Here is a 14,841-nt window from a genome sequence, read left to right as displayed (position 1 = left end):
CAAGCCCTGGTGCGTCGCGCACCAGGGCTTCTTCATTTCTCCGTCCGCCTGATTCTCGGCCTTGGTCTCAAGCTCAGTAGGACTTCGGCAATCCCAGCACCCGCTCGGCGATATGGCACATGATCAGCTGCGCGCTGACCGGTGCGATACGCGGGATATAGGATTCGCGCAGATAGCGCTCGACGTGGTATTCCCGGGCATAGCCCATGCCACCCAGCGTCAGCACAGCGGTCTGACAGGCCTGGTGCGCGGCCTCGGCGGCCAGGTACTTCGCCGCATTCGCCTCGGCGCCGCACGGCTTTCCGTTGTCGTAGAGCCAGGCGGCCTTCCACACCATCATGTCGGCCGCTTCCAGCGCCATCCACGCCTGGGCCAGCGGATGCTGGATCCCCTGGTTCTGGCCGATCGGCCGCCCGAACACCGTGCGCTCTCGTGCGTAGCGCGTGGCCGCCTCCAGCGCGGCGCGGCCCAGGCCTACCGATTCCGCGGCAATCAGAATGCGTTCGGGGTTCAGGCCATGCAGGATGTACTCAAAGCCACGACCCTCCTCACCGATACGATCCTCCGCGGGCACCATCAGGCCGTCGATGAACAGCATGTTCGAATCGACCGCGCCCCGCCCCATCTTGTCGATCTCGCGTACCTCGATGTGGTTCCGGTCCAGCGTCGTGTAGAACAGGCTCAAACCCTGGGTCGGCTTGGCCACCGCATCTAGCGGCGTGGTACGCGCCAGCAGCAGCATGCGCGATGCCACCTGCGCCGTCGAAATCCAGATCTTGCGGCCGTCCACGCGATAGGCGCTGCCATCGGCGGTGCGCACGGCCTGCGTCTTCAGGTGCGTGGTATCCAGCCCGGCGTCAGGCTCGGTCACGGCAAAACATGCCTTGTCGTGCCCCGCGATCAGCGGCGGCAACGCGGCGGCCTGCTGGACCTCGGTGCCGAACACCACCACCGGATTCAGGCCGAACACGTTCATATGGATCGACGAGGCCCCGGAGAAGCCTGCGCCCGACGCCGAGACCGTCTGCATGATCAGCGCCGCTTCGGTGATCCCCAGCCCCGCGCCGCCGAACCGTTCGGGCATGGCGATGCCCAGCCAGCCTGCATCGGCCATCGCCCGATGGAAAGCCTCGGGAAACTTGTGCTCGCGGTCGAGTTCAGCCCAGTACTCGGGTCCAAAATCGCTGCAAAGCTGCGTCACGGCCTCGACGATCGCGTTCTGCTCAGGTGTCCTTTCGAAGTTCATCTATGTGTCCTCTTATTCCGGCTGGATGCCGGCGTCCTTCACCAGCTTGTTCCACTTCACCAGTTCGCTGCCCACAAAGCCCGCGAACTGCTGTGGCGTCTGCCCGAAGGCTTCAAAACCAAGCGCTTCAAACTTGGGGGCCACTTCCTTGCTCGCGGCGATCTTCGATAGCTCGCGGTTCAACCGGTCGACGATCGGCTGCGGCGTCTTTGCCGGCGCGAAGACGCCATTCCACGAGGTGATATCGAACCCCTTCAACTCGGGTGTATCCCCGATCGGAGGCAGGTCCGGCAACAGCCGGCTGCGCTGCGCCGTGGTCACCGCCAGCGCCCGCATCCGGCCCGCCTTGACGTTGGCGATGCCAGCGGCCACGTCAACGAACATCATCGGCACCTGACCCGCGATCACGTCGGTCATGGCCGGCGGGGTGCTCTTGTATGGCACGTGCAGCAGATCGACATGAGCCATACGGGCCAGCGTGGCGCCCGACACGATGCCGGTGCTGTTGCCGCTGGCATATGACATGTCCGGATGCGACTTCGCATAGGCAATCAGCTCCCCGACGGTCTTGACCGGCAACTTCGGATTGATGACCAGCATGAACGGCAGGTTGCCCATGCGCGCGACCGGCGTGAAATCCTTGATCGGGTCGTACGGCAGCTTCTTCATCAGCGAAGGGTTGGCCGAATGCGTCGTGTTCGTCGTCATGAACAGCGTATAGCCGTCGGGAGCGGCCTGCGCGACGATTTCCGCCGCGATCGAGCCGTTCGCCCCCGGACGATTGTCGACGATCACGTTTTGATTCAACGCATCGCCCAACTCCTTTGCCGTGATGCGCGCGACCGCATCGGTACCGCTTCCCGCCGCAAATGGCACGACCAGGCGGATCGGCCGGCTTGGATAGGCATCATTGGCGCTCGCCGGCAGCGAAATCGCGGCAGCGGGTAACGCCAGGATGGCGGCGGCCAGCGTGCGCCGCATGCGGAAATTGGGCATGTTGTCTCCTCGGTTTTCTTGTCGGCGGCGGGCGCCGCCACGCTTCGATGCGTACTGTGTGTTCACTTGGGCCGGATCACGCGATCGGGCGACTCCTCATACGGCGGGGCATAGACGACGAGCAGCTTGACCGGTTCGTCGCTGATCACCGTGAAGACGTGCATCGCGTCGGCCGGAAAGAAGCAGCAGTCGCCGGGACCAAGCTCCTGCGCGTGGCCATTGACCTCGGCGCGCGCGCGCCCTTCCAGGACGTAACAGACCTGCTCGATACCGGGATGCGCATGGGGCAATGCGCCCTTCCCCCGTTCGATGGTGCCGTGGATGACTTCAAGCTGCGTGGCGCCGACGTTTTCGCGGCCGATGATGCGGCGATTCAGTGTGCCGACGTGATTGGCGGGGTGATATCCGGCGACGTCCTCGGTGCGGACGAAGTAGACGGGTGATGCGGTCATGGGTGGGCTGTCTCCAACTTCGAGCCCGGCCGAGCACAGTCCACGCCGGCCAGACTCTATTTTCATGTTTGTGAAACAGATTTTATCCCCATGAAAAATACCGTCAACTAGGGATTGCTCCGGATCTGACGTCTCATCGCCCGCCTGACCGCGCAAACCGGGGGCAGCCACTATCCCTATTCGACAGGATCAAATTCCTCCCTTGGCCTGCCTGCGCGCCGTGCACTAGACTGCTCTCACAAAAAAAGCATGACCGTTCAGTTTTATTCGCTTGGTGCATCCGCGCCATGAGCCATCGTCATGACGCTTGCATCCGGGTCGACCTCGAAGTGCAACCGGAAGGAGACAATGCATGGAATCGAAGAACGTTCCGCACGTGGCCGAACTACTGCGCGACGCGCCGAAAAACTGGGGCAAATGGGGACCTGACGACGAAGTCGGCTCGCTCAACTACCTGACCCAGGCGGAAGTGCTGCGCGGCGTGGCAGCCGTACGCTCGGGCAAGACCTTCACGCTGCAGATCCAGATGGGCAACCCGAAGGGGGATCCGGTCTGGCCCGGCCGCTCGCAGGCACGTCGTCTGAACGTGATGGACAAGGGCCACTACCTGTGTGGCAAGGCGCCAATCTTCCCGGGTCAAGGCGAGTACGCGGACGACATGATGATCATGTACCTGCAAGGCTCCACCCAGTACGATGCCCTCGGCCATGTCTGGTACGGCGACCAACTCTGGAACGGCTATGACGCCAAGTCGACCATCGGCGGCATGGAAAAAGCCAGCGTGCTGCCCATCGCCGAACGCGGCATCGTCGGTCGTGGCGTGCTGATCGACATGGCGCGCCATCGCGGCAAGGCCGTGCTCGATCCCGGTGAGACCTTCACCCACCTCGACCTGCTGGCAGCAGCCGAAATGCAGGGCGTGCGTATCGAGAAGCATGACATCGTCATCATCCGCACCGGCTGGATCGGTTCCTTCTACGAGCGCGATCAGGCTGAGTTCTACAAGAATTTCATCGAGCCGGGTCTGACCTACAGCCCCGAACTGGTGGAGTGGTTCCACAAGATGGAGATCCCGAATCTGGTCACCGACACCATCGCCAACGAGGTCACGGTGGATCCGGTCTCTGGCGTGGCGCTGCCACTGCACAATGCGTTGATGCGCAACCTCGGCGTGACGCTGACGGAAATCGCGCAGCTTGACCCACTGGCCACGGATTGCGCCGACGACGGTCAGTGGAGCTTCCTCTACACCGCCGCGCCGCTGAAGGTCGTGAACGGTAGCGGAGCACCGGTCAATCCGGTCGTCATCAAGTAGGCGGAGGCAGGGGTTCTTCCACCCATGCGTCCGCCTGCTTGATGACCGCGGACGCACCCTGCCACGCGCGGCGGCACGCATGGTGTGCCGCCGTTCCACTTTCCGGAGACACCATGACGCCCTATGACCGCAAGCCCTGGCTGTCGAGCTACGAGCCGGGCAAGCCCCACGCGATCACGCCCGAGTTCACCGACGCGCTGAGCCTGTTCCGTGCCGCGGTAGCGCGCGCGCCGTCGCTGCCAGCCATTCTCTACTTCGACGGCAGCCTGAGCTACGCTGAGCTCGACACGCAATCCGACGCGCTCGCCTGCGCGTGGCAAGACCGCGGCATCACGCGCGGAGAACGCGTGGCCATTTACCTGCAGAACATCCCGCAGTTCGTCATCGCTCTGGTGGCGGCGTGGAAGCTGGGCGCCATTGCCGTACCCGTCAACCCGATGAACCGCGCGCGCGAACTGCGCGTGATCCTGGCGGATTCGGGCGCTCGCCTGCTGGTTTGCTCCGAGACCCTGTACGTCGATATCGTCCGCCCGCTGCTTGCCGAAGAAGCCAATGCGGAAAACGGCGTGCTGCCTCTGGTGATGACGACATCCGAACTGGAGTACCAACGGCGCCACGACCCACGGCTGTTCGCCAATACGAGCCGACAGGAGACACCGGGCGCGGAATCCCTGTCGGCAGTGATCGCAGCCAACGCCGGCCGCCATCCTCCGCCAGTGACGCTGGGGCCGAACGACATCGCCATGCTGGTGTACACCTCCGGCACCACCGGCGTGCCCAAGGGCGCGATGAACACCCACGGCAACGTAGCCTTCAACGCCCAGGTCTACCGCGACTGGATCACGCTGGGCGAAGGCGAACCCATCCTCGGCGTCGCGCCCCTGTTTCATATCACCGGGCTGATCGGCCATATCGGCGCCGCCTTCATGTGCGCCGCTCCGCTGGTGCTGGCCTGTCGCTTCGAACCGGGCGTGATGCTCGACACGCTGCGCGAACATCGCCCCGCCTTCACCATCGGCGCCATCACCGTGTTCATCGCGCTGATGAACCACCCGAACGCCACGCGCGATTGCTTCGCGTCGCTGACCAAGATCTACTCCGGCGGCGCGCCGATTCCGCCCAGCGTGGTGGAGGCCTTTCGCGAACGCTTCGGTCACTACATCCACAACGGCTATGGCCTGACCGAGACCAACTCGCCAACGCACGTGGTGCCGCGCGGGGTCGACGCGCCTGTGGACCCGGCCTCCGGCACCCTTGCCGTGGGCGTGCCGGCCTACAACGTCGAGTCCTATATTGGCGACGACGAAGGCAAGCCGATGGCGGTTGGCGAAGTCGGCGAGATCATTTCGCGTGGGCCGATGATCGTGCCGGGATACTGGAACAAGCCGCAGGAGAGCGCCAAGGCCATCGTCGATGGTTACTTCCGCACGGGGGATGTCGGGTTCATGGACGAACGCGGCTGGTTCTACCTCGTGGACCGCAAGAAGGACATGATCAACGCCAGCGGCTACAAGGTCTGGCCACGCGAGGTGGAGGACGTGCTGTACACCCATCCCGCCGTGCGGGAGGCCGCCGTGGTTGGCGTACCCGATGCCTACCGTGGCGAGACGGTGAAAGCCGTGGTCAGCCTCAAGCCCGGGACGAACGCCACGCCGGAAGAACTGGCGGAGTACTGCAAGGCCCGGATGGCGGCGTACAAGTATCCCCGCGTGGTGATGATCATGGACGAGCTTCCCAAGACCGTTACCGGGAAGATCTTGCGACGGGAGTTGCGGGGGTAATCATCGGGTCTTGGTTTTTGTCTTGGTCTCGGTTTCGGTCTTGGATGGGTGCTACTCGATCGCCATCGGGTAGCACGCTATCTGAATCCATGCATCGGCCACCGTCCCCCCAGGAAAATCCCTCATCCTTGCGTGGTCAGGACCTGCCGCCACGCTTCTGCTCGTGCTCACGTTGGCAGGCCGTGCACCGTTTGGCCGTTGGGTATGCCTGCAGTCGCTCGAATGGAATCGGCTCCTCGCACTCGCGGCAGATCGCATAGGAGCCGAGCGTCATCCTGCCGCGCGCGGCCGCGATGTCTTCCAGTTCCACGCGGTAATGCTCGCGCATCGCATCGGCCTGCCGCTGACCGATTTCCCGATCCGCGACGTCCGTTTTGTCGCCCGGGTCCTGCCGCTCCAGCGGCGCTCGCGGCGTGGCGCCGGTACCCAGTGCGGCACGCGCGCGGGCTTCTTCTACGTCGAGCATTGCGGCCAAGGTGGCAAATTGTGCGGAAGTCAGTGCATTCATGGAGGGGCTCCTTGTAGGGTGTGAGAAGCAAAATGCCCAGGGGGCATTTTTTCAAGATATGCCTCGACGTGCGTATCCATCTGCTCCCGGATCAAGAATGACGGCGGTATCCGGTGACGCTGGTGACATATTGCCAGCGCCGCGACTGCCTGACAGGCATCGCGGAGGCATGAAGGGGCGCTATCCACCCGTTACGCACGCATGCATGCAGCCTGCTCCGTCAGAAAAACCTGACAATCCACGCGACACGACTGACGACACTCTCAGTGCTCCCTGCTTTCGCGAGCGATAGGCGGACGCGATACTCGCCCTATGATTTCGCGTACCAACACCGACCGACTGACTGTGTATCTGGTCGAAAGAACGCCGTCCGTCAGGCGCAGGCAGTTGCGCCTGCTGGCGTCCCTGGACGGCCTGCGTGTGGCCGGCGCCGGACACGATGCGCAAGCCCATCAAACGGAACTGGTAGACCTCCAGCCGGACGTCGTGCTGATCGGCCTGAACGCCACGGAGAACACACCTCTGCCGCGAATTCGCGCGCTCGCGATCGCCTTGCCGGCCAGCACGCTGATCGTGCTGGCCAACGAGGGCACACCCCAGATGCGCCGCGCGTGCCTGATGGCTGGCGTGGCCCACTGCTTAGACAAGACGCTCGAGATCATGGAACTACGCAACCTGCTGCTCGCCATGGCGAGCACGGCACGGCAACACCGGCAACGGTAACCCCCTGAATTCCCACTGATCGCAAGGACGCTCATCATGCACCAGCACATTCTTGTCGCCGTCGACGATAGCCCCTGCGCACGTCGCGCCCTGAACGAAGCCGTCGGCCTTGCCAGCGCGTTTCACGCAAAGCTCGAGATCCTGCACGTCATCGACTACAGCTTCCTGCAGTACGACTTCGGCTATGGCGATTTCACCGAGCTACGCCCACAGTTGACGGCAGCCGGCGAATCGCTTCTCAAGGAAGCTGGCGAGATCGCCGGGGCTGCCGGGCTCGAGCATCACGAAACCCTGATCGACGATCTGGCGACGATGGGCAACATCGCGGACCGCGTCAACGGCTATGCGCGAACGTGCAGCGCCGATATCGTCGTCATCGGCACGCATGGCCGGCACGGCTTGAAGCGCATGCTGCTTGGCAGCGTCGCCGAAAGCCTGGCACGCGATTGCCCGGTCCCCGTTGTCCTGGTGCGTGACGACTCCCCCGCCAGGACCGCTGAACACCCGGACGCCCGGAAGTAAGACTGTGGAAACGCGCGGACCGGGGCTCACCGCGCTTTCTACGCCTCCTATGCCTCCAGCAAGGCCCTTTCGATGACCTCCCGGATCTGGCGGGCCAGACCATCCATTCGCTCCGCCGGCACGCCCCCGTAGCCGAGCACCAGGCCGTTGTAGTGCGGTGCCGAGCCCGGCAGACAGAACCTCGACAACGGGCGCAGCACCAGCCCTTGTGCGCGGCCGATGCGGCTGACTTCGGTATCGGCCACCGGCACGTCCAGTCGGGCGGAAAGGTGCATGCCGCCCGCGCCTCCCGAAACCGTCACCAGCCCGTGCAGATGGCGCGTCATCGCATCGTGCAGCGCGGCACGCCGTGCGGCGTAGAGTTGCCGCATCCGCCTGAGGTGGCGCGTGAAATGCCCTGCATCGATAAACGATGCCAGCGCGAGTTGCTCGGCCACCCGTCCGCGCAGCATGAGCGCGCCGGCCGTGCGGTGGATCACCGGCGCCAATGCCGGCGGAACCACCATGAAACCGATCCGCAGCGCCGGGAACAACACCTTGCTGAAGGTGCCAAGGTAGATCACCGGCGCATCCTCGGCCAGGCCTTGCACCGCCGAAAGCGGCGTGCCCTGGTGCCGGAACTCGCTGTCATAGTCGTCCTCAACGATCCACGCGCCAGCGGCACGTGCCTGGGCCACCAGCGCCAGTCGCCGCTCCAGGCTCATCACCGCGCCTAGCGGGTATTGGTGCGAGGGCGTGATGTAGATGAGCCTGGGCGGTGTCTCGGACCAATCCTGCGGACGTGGCGCAAGCCCATCGGCATCCACCGGGATTGGCACCAGCCGCAGATTGGCCGCCTGGAACGCATTGCGCGCGCCGTTATAGCCAGGGTTTTCGATCCAGGCGATATCGTCGGCGTCCGCCAGCAGCCGCGCGCACAGGTCCAGTCCATTCTGGGTGCCATCGGTAATGAACACCTGCGACGCGTCGCAGCGCACGCCGCGCGAAACACGCAGGTACTCGGCAATTACCTGTCGCAGCGCCACGTTGCCGGCCACGGGCATATAGCCGAGTTGCGCCGGTGTGATGTTGCGCCAGGCACGTTCGAGATGGCGCCGCCATTGCGCCAGCGGGAACGCATCCAAAGCTGGCGTGCCGGGCAGGAACGGCAGCGGATCATCCATGCCATCGCCCGGCCGCACGATGCCCGCCACGCGCCGCGACAACACCGGCGGCGCCTCGGGCACGCTCGCCGGGGTCTGCTGGAGCCCGACACGCGCCACCACGGTGCCCTGCCGGCTGCCCGTGACGAAACCTTCGGCGGCAAGACGCTCGTAGGCATACAGCACGGAATTGCGCGCCATGCCGAGTTCATCGGCCAGCGCGCGCGTGGGCAGCAGTCGCGTGCCCTCCTCGATCTTGCCGCTGAGAATGGCCGTCCGCAGGCAGGCATACAGCTGGTATTGCCGTGGCATTCGCCCTGACGCCGACGGCGTGGCTTCACGCTCGAACGCCGACAACAGCACGCCGAAATCCATCGTGGCTCCATGAACATTGATGACTGTGGGTCTACGCATGGTGCCACGATTTGCCTATCGTAGACACATCCCCCAACCAAAGGACGTCCCCGCAATGACCGCGACCGATACCCAGCCGCCTTCGCCCCGCACCCGCATCCACCGTGTCGCCAGACGCGGCCATTACGATCGCGCAACCCTCCACGCCATCGTCGATGCCGCCTACGTCTGCCACCTGGCGTTTGCGGACGAACATGGCGTCCACTGCATCCCGACCGCATGCTGGCGCGAGGGCGATCACCTCTACATTCACGGCTCCAACGGCAGCCGCATGTTGAAACTCGCTACCACCGGCGCGCAGGTCTGCGTGACGATCACCCATCTGGATGGGCTGGTGCTGGCGCGTTCAGCGTTTCATCACTCGATGAACTACCGGTCGGCCGTCATCTACGGGTGCTTCGAAGCGGTGGAGGGCCCGGCGAAGGCAGCGGCACTGGACGCCTTCGTCGAACGCATCGCACCCGGACGGTCGCACGAGGTACGTCCGGGCGATACCAGCGAACTCGCTGCCACGACCGTCTTGCGCATTCCGCTCGACGAGGCGGCAGCAAAGATCCGGACGGGCGGTCCGGCGGACGACGAGGCCGACATGGACCGGCCGGTCTGGGCAGGCGTGCTGCCCATGGCGCTGCAGCCGCTGGCACCGCTGACCGATGCGGCGCCCACGGGCATGCCTGACTATGTGCGCGCCTGGGCGTCGACGGCATCCGCCAGCGCTACGGATGCTGAGGCGATCTCGCCGTGACCACCGGCAGCATCCGCAGCACGATGCCGGCGTCGGATGCGCAGCGGGCCTGGCTGCTACTGGCCGGTATCGCATTGGCGTGGGGCATCAACTGGCCGGTCGGCAAGGCCCTGCTGGCGTACCTGCCGCCGATCTGGGTGGTAGCGCTGCGTTCCGCTGTGGGCGCCGCCGCGCTGCTGGTGATTTGCTTGCTGCGCAAGCGCCTCGTGCTGCCCAAGCGGGGCGACATCCCCGTCATCCTGAGCGTGGGCGTGCTGCACATGACGGCGTTCTCCGTGCTGGCCAGCATCGGACTGCAGTACGTTGCGGCGGGACGCTCCGCCGTGCTCGCCTACACCACGCCGCTGTGGGTGGTGCCCGGCGCGTGGCTGATGCTCGGCGAACCCATGACCGCCAGACGCCTTGCCGGCGTCGGCCTCGGCCTGCTGGGCCTGCTGCTGATCTTCAACCCGCTGGCGTTCGACTGGCACGACCGGAACGCGGTGCTCGGCAATGGTCTGGTGCTGCTTGCCGCGCTTTGCTGGGCGATAAGCATTCTGTATGTCCGCGCCCACAAATGGGTCACGCCACCGTTCGAACTGGTGTTCTGGCAAGCGCTGCTGGCCACCTGCCTGCTGGTACCGCTGGCGCTGCTGCTGGACGGCGTGCCGCAGGTCGACTGGCAACCGTCGCTGGCCGGACTGCTGCTCTACGGCGGAGTCTTCGGCATCGCCCTGGCCTACTGGGCCGTGAACACCGTCAACCGGACCTTGCCCGCGGCCACGACATCGCTCGGCCTGCTCGGGGTGCCGGTGTTCGGCGTGGCGTGTTCGGCCATCGCGCTCGGCGAACCCATCTCGCTGCAGCTCATCGTGGCGATGGGGTTGATTCTGGGTGGGATCGGGGTAGGAACGATGGGTGGAGGAAGACAAAGGGGGTGATGTCCCCCTTTATCCCCCTTTGTCCCCGGCGCCGTCAGTCGACCTTCACGTTCAGTTCACCCACGACACCCGCCCATTTGGCCAGTTCCGCCTGGATAAACCGCCCGAGATCGGCCGGGGAACTGGCGACGGGCGTCGCGCCCTCGCCATTGAAGCGCTGCACCAGCTTTGGCGAGGCCATTGCCTTGCCAACTGCCTTGTTCAGCGAATCGATGATCGGCTGCGGCGTATTGCGCGGGGCCAGCAGCGCGTTCCAGGTATTGATCTCGAAGTTGCCATACCCCGGTACTTCACGCATGGCGGGAACATCCGGCAGTTGCGCGGACCGGTCCCGGGTGGTCACTGCAATGGCCCGCAGCCGGCCGGCCTTGACCTGAGGCAACGCACCAGGCAACGTCGCGAAGCTCATCTGCGTCTCGCCGGCAATCACCGACGTATTGGCAAGCGCGCCGCCGCGATACGGCACATGCACAAGCTTGGCACCGGCACCCTGGGCGAACATGGCGCCTGCCAGGTGCACCGGTGATCCGTTGCCGCTCGACGCATAGTTCAGTTCACCCGGCTTCTGCCGGGCCAGCGCCACCAGGTCTGGCACCGATTTCACCGGCAGGTTTGGGGTCGTGATCAGCACGAGCGGGATCGATGCCACCATGCTGATGGGCGCAAATCCGTTCACCGGATCGTAGCCAAGCGATTTCTTGTACAGGGCCGGGTTGATGCCGTGGCTCGACACCGTCGCCATGAACAGCGTGTAGCCATCGGGCGCGGATTGCTGCACGTACGCGGCTGCGGCATTGCCAGCCGCGCCGGGCCTGTTCTCGATGATCACCGATTGCTTCAGCTCGGCGGCCAGTTGCTCGGCCAGGGCCCGTGCCAGGATGTCCGTGGTACCGCCGGCCGCGTAGCCCACGACGATCTTGACGGGCTGCTGCGGATACTGCGCGGCAGCATTCTGCACCGTGCCCAGCCCGCCCACGATCATCGCCGCTGCGAGGGCAAGAATCGGCCTCTTGTTCATACAAGTCTCCTGTAGTTTTATATGTTCGCCACGTCCGGCGCGGCGATACTGCCGGGAGCGGTGGTCTCCCGGCCGTCCCGGTCTCCCGGGACGCGCGCTACTTCCCGGTGAAAACCGGGCTGCGTTTTTCAGCGAAGGCGCGCTTGCCTTCGCGATAGTCGTCGCTGGCGAAGCACTGCATGACCAGTTGCTGCATGGCCGCGATATCGACTTCCGGACCAAGCTGCTGCAACTGGCGGATCATGCGTTTGCCGGCGCGCAGCGTCAGCGGCGCATTCGCGGCGATCTGGTCGAGGCGGACCTGGAGCGCGGCATCGAGGTCCGCCGCATCCGGTGTATCGGTCACGTGATGGATCAGTCCGAGGGCCTTGGCTTCGGCAGCCGCGTAGCGGTTCGCGGTCAGGAAGATCTCGAGCGCATTGGCCGCCCCGACCGTGGTCACCAGGTTGCGGATAGCGGTCAGCCGGTACCCGAGCCCGAGCTTGCCGGCCGGAATCGCGAAGGTGCTGTCGGCCGATGCGATCCGGATATCGCAGCACAGCGCGATGTTCATCCCGCCGCCAATGCAATAGCCCTTGATGCGTGCCAGCGTGGGCTTGGCATAGTCGTAGAGGGCGAGTTGCGCGGCCTCTGCAACCTGCTCGTAGGCCGCCACGGCTTCGTCGCCCGAGCGCAGCTTGTCGAACTGGGAAATGTTGGCACCGCTCACGAAAGCGCGTTCGCCAGCGCCGGTGAGCACGACCGCGCGGATGTCGTCGTCCTGCTCGAATGCTGCCAGCGCCTTGGGCACCGCCGCCCACATGTCGAAGGAGACGGCGTTGTGGCGCCCGGGATCGTTGAAGGTGATCCAGCCTGTGTTGCCCCGCTTCTCCACGAGCAGGGCATCGGTAATTTCGCCTTCCAGAATGCGTGTGCTGTTCATGTTGCCTTTCTTGGCCGTCTGGCCCGGTGTCGTTCGATTCCGTTGGTCAAATGCCGGCGCATGGCCGTGCGTGCCGCTTCCGCATCGCCAGCCGCGATGGCATCGAAGATGGCGTGGTGTTCGTTTTCGACTTCCGCGATACGCGCCGTCCCCGTCGATCCGGTTCGCAGCGTGCGCACGGCGTCGTGCAATACATGGCTCAGATGCGCCATCAACCGGATGAAGTACGGGTTGTTGGTGGCGTTACCCACGGCAAGGTGGAAATCGAGCGCGCTATCCGTGCCCTTCTCCAGGTCCCCGCCCGATTCGTCGACCTTCGCCAGCGCGACGCGCAATGCCTCGAGTTGCGCATCAGTGCGATACATCGCCGCCAGCGCCGCCGCGCCCGATTCGATCTCGACCCGCAACTGGAAGACATGCTCGAGCGCATCCTTCTCCATCAGTTCATCGGTGACGATCTCGAAATTGCGCTGCCCGATACCGTGGGCCACGAACGAGCCGGTGCCGCGCCGCGTTTCCACGTAGCCCGACAGTTTCAGCCGGGCGATGGCCTCCCGCACGACGTTGCGGCTCACGTCGAACGCCGTGGCCAGTTCGTGTTCCGTGGGCAACCGCTGGCCATGCGCCAGCGAGCCGTTGAGAATGCGCTGGCGAATCTGGTGCGCGATCTCATCGGGCAGGTTGTCTGGCCGGCGCAGGCTCGTGAATCCGCGGGCTTCGGTATCGAATGGGGCCTTCATCTGAATCTCCGTCATGTCTTGCGCCCCGGTGTCGGGGACATTCATGCCGGATATGTTAGCGCCCAATCAGATGACACCCTGCGCGGCGAGCGCCTCGACCTTCGCCGCGTCCAGACCAAGCAGGGCGCGATAGACGTCAAGGTTGTGTTCCCCGCTTTCCGGAGCCGGCGCCAGTTTCCCCATCGGCGTGCGGCTCAGCGTCACCGCCTGGCCTACAACCGAAATCGGCCCAAGCGTCGGATGATCGATGGGCTGGCTCATGCGCAGATGCTCCACCTGCGGATCGGCGAATGCTTCCTTCATATTGAGGATCGGGCCACACGGCACGCCTTCCTCGTTCATGCGCGCGATCCATTCCTGCGTCGTGCGGGTACGGGTGCGTTCGGCAATCTCCGCGCCCAGCGCCGCGCGATGGCGCGCGCGCAGCGGCACGGTCCGGAACCGCTCGTCCTGCACCAGTTCGGGTGCGCCCAGCACATTGCAAAGGCGGGCGAAGATGTCGTTACCCATGGCGGCGATGTTCATGTGACCGTCCGCCGTGGGGAAGACGCCGGTCGGGCTGCTGGTCGGGTGATCGTTGCCGCTCTGGCCCGGCACTTCGCCATTCATCAGCCAGCGCATTGCCTGGAAATCCATCATCCACAGCTGCGACTGCAGCAGCGAGGTCTGTACCCATTGCCCCTGCCCTGACACCTCGCGCTCCAGCAATGCCACCATCACGCCGATCGCGCAGAACAGGCCCGCGGTCAGATCGGCAACCGGTATGCCCGCGCGCATCGGTCCCCGCCCGGGTTCGCCGGTCACGGACATCATCCCCGAGATGCCCTGCGCGATCTGGTCCAGGCCCGGGCGGTCGTGATACGGCCCATCCTGGCCGAAGCCGGAGACGCTGCCGTAGACAATGCGCGGATTCACCTTGCGCAGCGACTCGTAGTCGATGCCGAGCTTGAATTTCACCGAGGGACGGTAGTTCTCCACCACCACGTCGGCCTTGCGCACGAGGTCAAGGAACAGCTCGCGACCTTCGGGGTGCTTGAGGTTCAGCGTGATGCTCTGCTTGTTGCGATGCGTGTTCTGGTAGTCGGCCACCTGCGCCGAGCCACCGGGCCGGTCGTCGGGCGCCAGCCCCGGCTCTTCGATCTTGATGACGTTCGCGCCCCAGTCAGCAAACTGGCGCACGGCAGCCGGACCCGAACGCACGCGCGTCAGGTCCAGCACGGTGAAGCGGGAAAGCGGTCCAGATCCCACAGTTGTCTCCAATGTCTTTGCTCGGCGTTCGCGGATTGCCGATGTTGTTAAGTAGGATGTTGGACATCCTATCTATAAAACTAGAGAGAGCAAACGGGGTTAACCCGCTCACGGCTGGTTTGCAGATCGAATCAGGAAAGAGAATGCAA

General features: G+C 64.7%; 15 protein-coding genes. 6 read left to right on the top strand and 9 right to left on the bottom strand.

The window, feature by feature from the left end:
* Positions 1-73 precede the first annotated feature (73 nt).
* The 3 genes from RN01_RS12800 to RN01_RS12790 form a co-directional block, all read right to left on the bottom strand.
* On the bottom strand, positions 74-1,246 hold the full coding sequence (locus RN01_RS12800; RefSeq protein WP_024570794.1) for an acyl-CoA dehydrogenase family protein: 1,173 nt from the start codon (positions 1,244-1,246) through the stop codon (positions 74-76).
* 12 nt (positions 1,247-1,258) lie between these two features.
* The gene (locus RN01_RS12795; protein WP_017513876.1) at positions 1,259-2,242 is read right to left on the bottom strand and encodes a tripartite tricarboxylate transporter substrate binding protein; all 984 of its coding nucleotides are present in this window, start codon (positions 2,240-2,242) and stop codon (positions 1,259-1,261) included.
* Between the two features lie 62 nt (positions 2,243-2,304).
* Positions 2,305-2,694: a cupin domain-containing protein gene (locus RN01_RS12790; RefSeq protein ID WP_017513877.1), complete on the bottom strand. Its 390-nt coding sequence runs from the start codon at positions 2,692-2,694 to the stop codon at positions 2,305-2,307.
* 352 nt (positions 2,695-3,046) lie between these two features.
* Between RN01_RS12790 and RN01_RS12785 the strand changes: the two genes are divergently transcribed.
* Both RN01_RS12785 and RN01_RS12780 read left to right on the top strand, forming a co-directional pair.
* Positions 3,047-4,009, top strand: coding sequence for a cyclase family protein (locus RN01_RS12785; RefSeq protein ID WP_008646776.1), 963 nt, complete (start codon positions 3,047-3,049; stop codon positions 4,007-4,009).
* 113 nt (positions 4,010-4,122) lie between these two features.
* A complete protein-coding gene (locus RN01_RS12780) occupies positions 4,123-5,790 on the top strand; it encodes a class I adenylate-forming enzyme family protein (RefSeq protein ID WP_017513878.1) in 1,668 nt (555 codons plus the stop codon).
* Between the two features lie 136 nt (positions 5,791-5,926).
* Here RN01_RS12780 and RN01_RS12775 read toward each other — a convergent pair whose 3' ends face one another.
* Positions 5,927-6,298: a TraR/DksA C4-type zinc finger protein gene (locus RN01_RS12775; protein WP_017513879.1), complete on the bottom strand. Its 372-nt coding sequence runs from the start codon at positions 6,296-6,298 to the stop codon at positions 5,927-5,929.
* A 312-nt stretch (positions 6,299-6,610) separates the two neighbouring features.
* On the opposite strand from RN01_RS12775, the gene RN01_RS12770 reads away from it, so the two are divergent.
* Complete coding sequence (locus RN01_RS12770) at positions 6,611-7,021, top strand: hypothetical protein (protein ID WP_017513880.1); 411 nt, start codon at positions 6,611-6,613, stop codon at positions 7,019-7,021.
* A gap of 36 nt (positions 7,022-7,057) precedes the next feature.
* A complete protein-coding gene (locus tag RN01_RS12765; protein WP_024570795.1) occupies positions 7,058-7,543 on the top strand; it encodes a universal stress protein in 486 nt (161 codons plus the stop codon).
* Between the two features lie 47 nt (positions 7,544-7,590).
* Here RN01_RS12765 and RN01_RS12760 read toward each other — a convergent pair whose 3' ends face one another.
* A complete protein-coding gene (locus RN01_RS12760; protein WP_017515694.1) occupies positions 7,591-9,060 on the bottom strand; it encodes a PLP-dependent aminotransferase family protein in 1,470 nt (489 codons plus the stop codon).
* 94 nt (positions 9,061-9,154) lie between these two features.
* On the opposite strand from RN01_RS12760, the gene RN01_RS12755 reads away from it, so the two are divergent.
* Together RN01_RS12755 and RN01_RS12750 are read left to right on the top strand one after the other, a co-directional pair.
* Complete coding sequence (locus RN01_RS12755; RefSeq protein ID WP_024570796.1) at positions 9,155-9,844, top strand: pyridoxamine 5'-phosphate oxidase family protein; 690 nt, start codon at positions 9,155-9,157, stop codon at positions 9,842-9,844.
* Positions 9,841-10,764 (top strand): DMT family transporter, encoded by a 924-nt coding sequence (locus RN01_RS12750; RefSeq protein WP_017511068.1) that lies wholly within the window; start codon positions 9,841-9,843, stop codon positions 10,762-10,764. The genes RN01_RS12755 and RN01_RS12750 overlap by 4 nt, the downstream gene beginning before the upstream one ends.
* A gap of 34 nt (positions 10,765-10,798) precedes the next feature.
* Here the strand turns inward: RN01_RS12750 and RN01_RS12745 are convergent, their stop codons facing one another.
* The 4 genes from RN01_RS12745 to RN01_RS12730 all read right to left on the bottom strand — a co-directional run bounded on the left by RN01_RS12745 (position 10,799) and on the right by RN01_RS12730 (position 14,692).
* The gene (locus RN01_RS12745; RefSeq protein ID WP_017511067.1) at positions 10,799-11,782 is read right to left on the bottom strand and encodes a tripartite tricarboxylate transporter substrate binding protein; all 984 of its coding nucleotides are present in this window, start codon (positions 11,780-11,782) and stop codon (positions 10,799-10,801) included.
* A gap of 97 nt (positions 11,783-11,879) precedes the next feature.
* The gene (locus tag RN01_RS12740; RefSeq protein ID WP_017511066.1) at positions 11,880-12,704 is read right to left on the bottom strand and encodes an enoyl-CoA hydratase; all 825 of its coding nucleotides are present in this window, start codon (positions 12,702-12,704) and stop codon (positions 11,880-11,882) included.
* Positions 12,701-13,444 (bottom strand): FadR/GntR family transcriptional regulator, encoded by a 744-nt coding sequence (locus RN01_RS12735; RefSeq protein WP_008647521.1) that lies wholly within the window; start codon positions 13,442-13,444, stop codon positions 12,701-12,703. The genes RN01_RS12740 and RN01_RS12735 overlap by 4 nt, the downstream gene beginning before the upstream one ends.
* Positions 13,445-13,510: 66 nt before the next feature.
* On the bottom strand, positions 13,511-14,692 hold the full coding sequence (locus RN01_RS12730; RefSeq protein WP_017511065.1) for a CaiB/BaiF CoA-transferase family protein: 1,182 nt from the start codon (positions 14,690-14,692) through the stop codon (positions 13,511-13,513).
* Positions 14,693-14,841: the final 149 nt, after the last annotated feature.

It is taken from the genome of Cupriavidus sp. SHE (assembly GCF_000812445.1).
In the GTDB taxonomy this organism is placed as follows: Bacteria; Pseudomonadota; Gammaproteobacteria; order Burkholderiales; family Burkholderiaceae; genus Cupriavidus; species Cupriavidus metallidurans.
This window is presented reverse-complemented; position numbering and strand designations above follow the sequence as displayed.

What these genes read in the sequence shown, in the direction of transcription:
- RN01_RS12800 (WP_024570794.1), bottom strand. Translation starts at nt 1,246, where the DNA reads ATGAACTTCGAAAGGACACCTGAGCAGAACGCGATCGTCGAGGCCGTG.
- RN01_RS12795 (WP_017513876.1), bottom strand. Translation starts at nt 2,242, where the DNA reads ATGCCCAATTTCCGCATGCGGCGCACGCTGGCCGCCGCCATCCTGGCG.
- RN01_RS12790 (WP_017513877.1), bottom strand. Translation starts at nt 2,694, where the DNA reads ATGACCGCATCACCCGTCTACTTCGTCCGCACCGAGGACGTCGCCGGA.
- RN01_RS12785 (WP_008646776.1), top strand. Translation starts at nt 3,047, where the DNA reads ATGGAATCGAAGAACGTTCCGCACGTGGCCGAACTACTGCGCGACGCG.
- RN01_RS12780 (WP_017513878.1), top strand. Translation starts at nt 4,123, where the DNA reads ATGACGCCCTATGACCGCAAGCCCTGGCTGTCGAGCTACGAGCCGGGC.
- RN01_RS12775 (WP_017513879.1), bottom strand. Translation starts at nt 6,298, where the DNA reads ATGAATGCACTGACTTCCGCACAATTTGCCACCTTGGCCGCAATGCTC.
- RN01_RS12770 (WP_017513880.1), top strand. Translation starts at nt 6,611, where the DNA reads ATGATTTCGCGTACCAACACCGACCGACTGACTGTGTATCTGGTCGAA.
- RN01_RS12765 (WP_024570795.1), top strand. Translation starts at nt 7,058, where the DNA reads ATGCACCAGCACATTCTTGTCGCCGTCGACGATAGCCCCTGCGCACGT.
- RN01_RS12760 (WP_017515694.1), bottom strand. Translation starts at nt 9,060, where the DNA reads ATGGATTTCGGCGTGCTGTTGTCGGCGTTCGAGCGTGAAGCCACGCCG.
- RN01_RS12755 (WP_024570796.1), top strand. Translation starts at nt 9,155, where the DNA reads ATGACCGCGACCGATACCCAGCCGCCTTCGCCCCGCACCCGCATCCAC.
- RN01_RS12745 (WP_017511067.1), bottom strand. Translation starts at nt 11,782, where the DNA reads ATGAACAAGAGGCCGATTCTTGCCCTCGCAGCGGCGATGATCGTGGGC.
- RN01_RS12740 (WP_017511066.1), bottom strand. Translation starts at nt 12,704, where the DNA reads ATGAACAGCACACGCATTCTGGAAGGCGAAATTACCGATGCCCTGCTC.
- RN01_RS12735 (WP_008647521.1), bottom strand. Translation starts at nt 13,444, where the DNA reads ATGAAGGCCCCATTCGATACCGAAGCCCGCGGATTCACGAGCCTGCGC.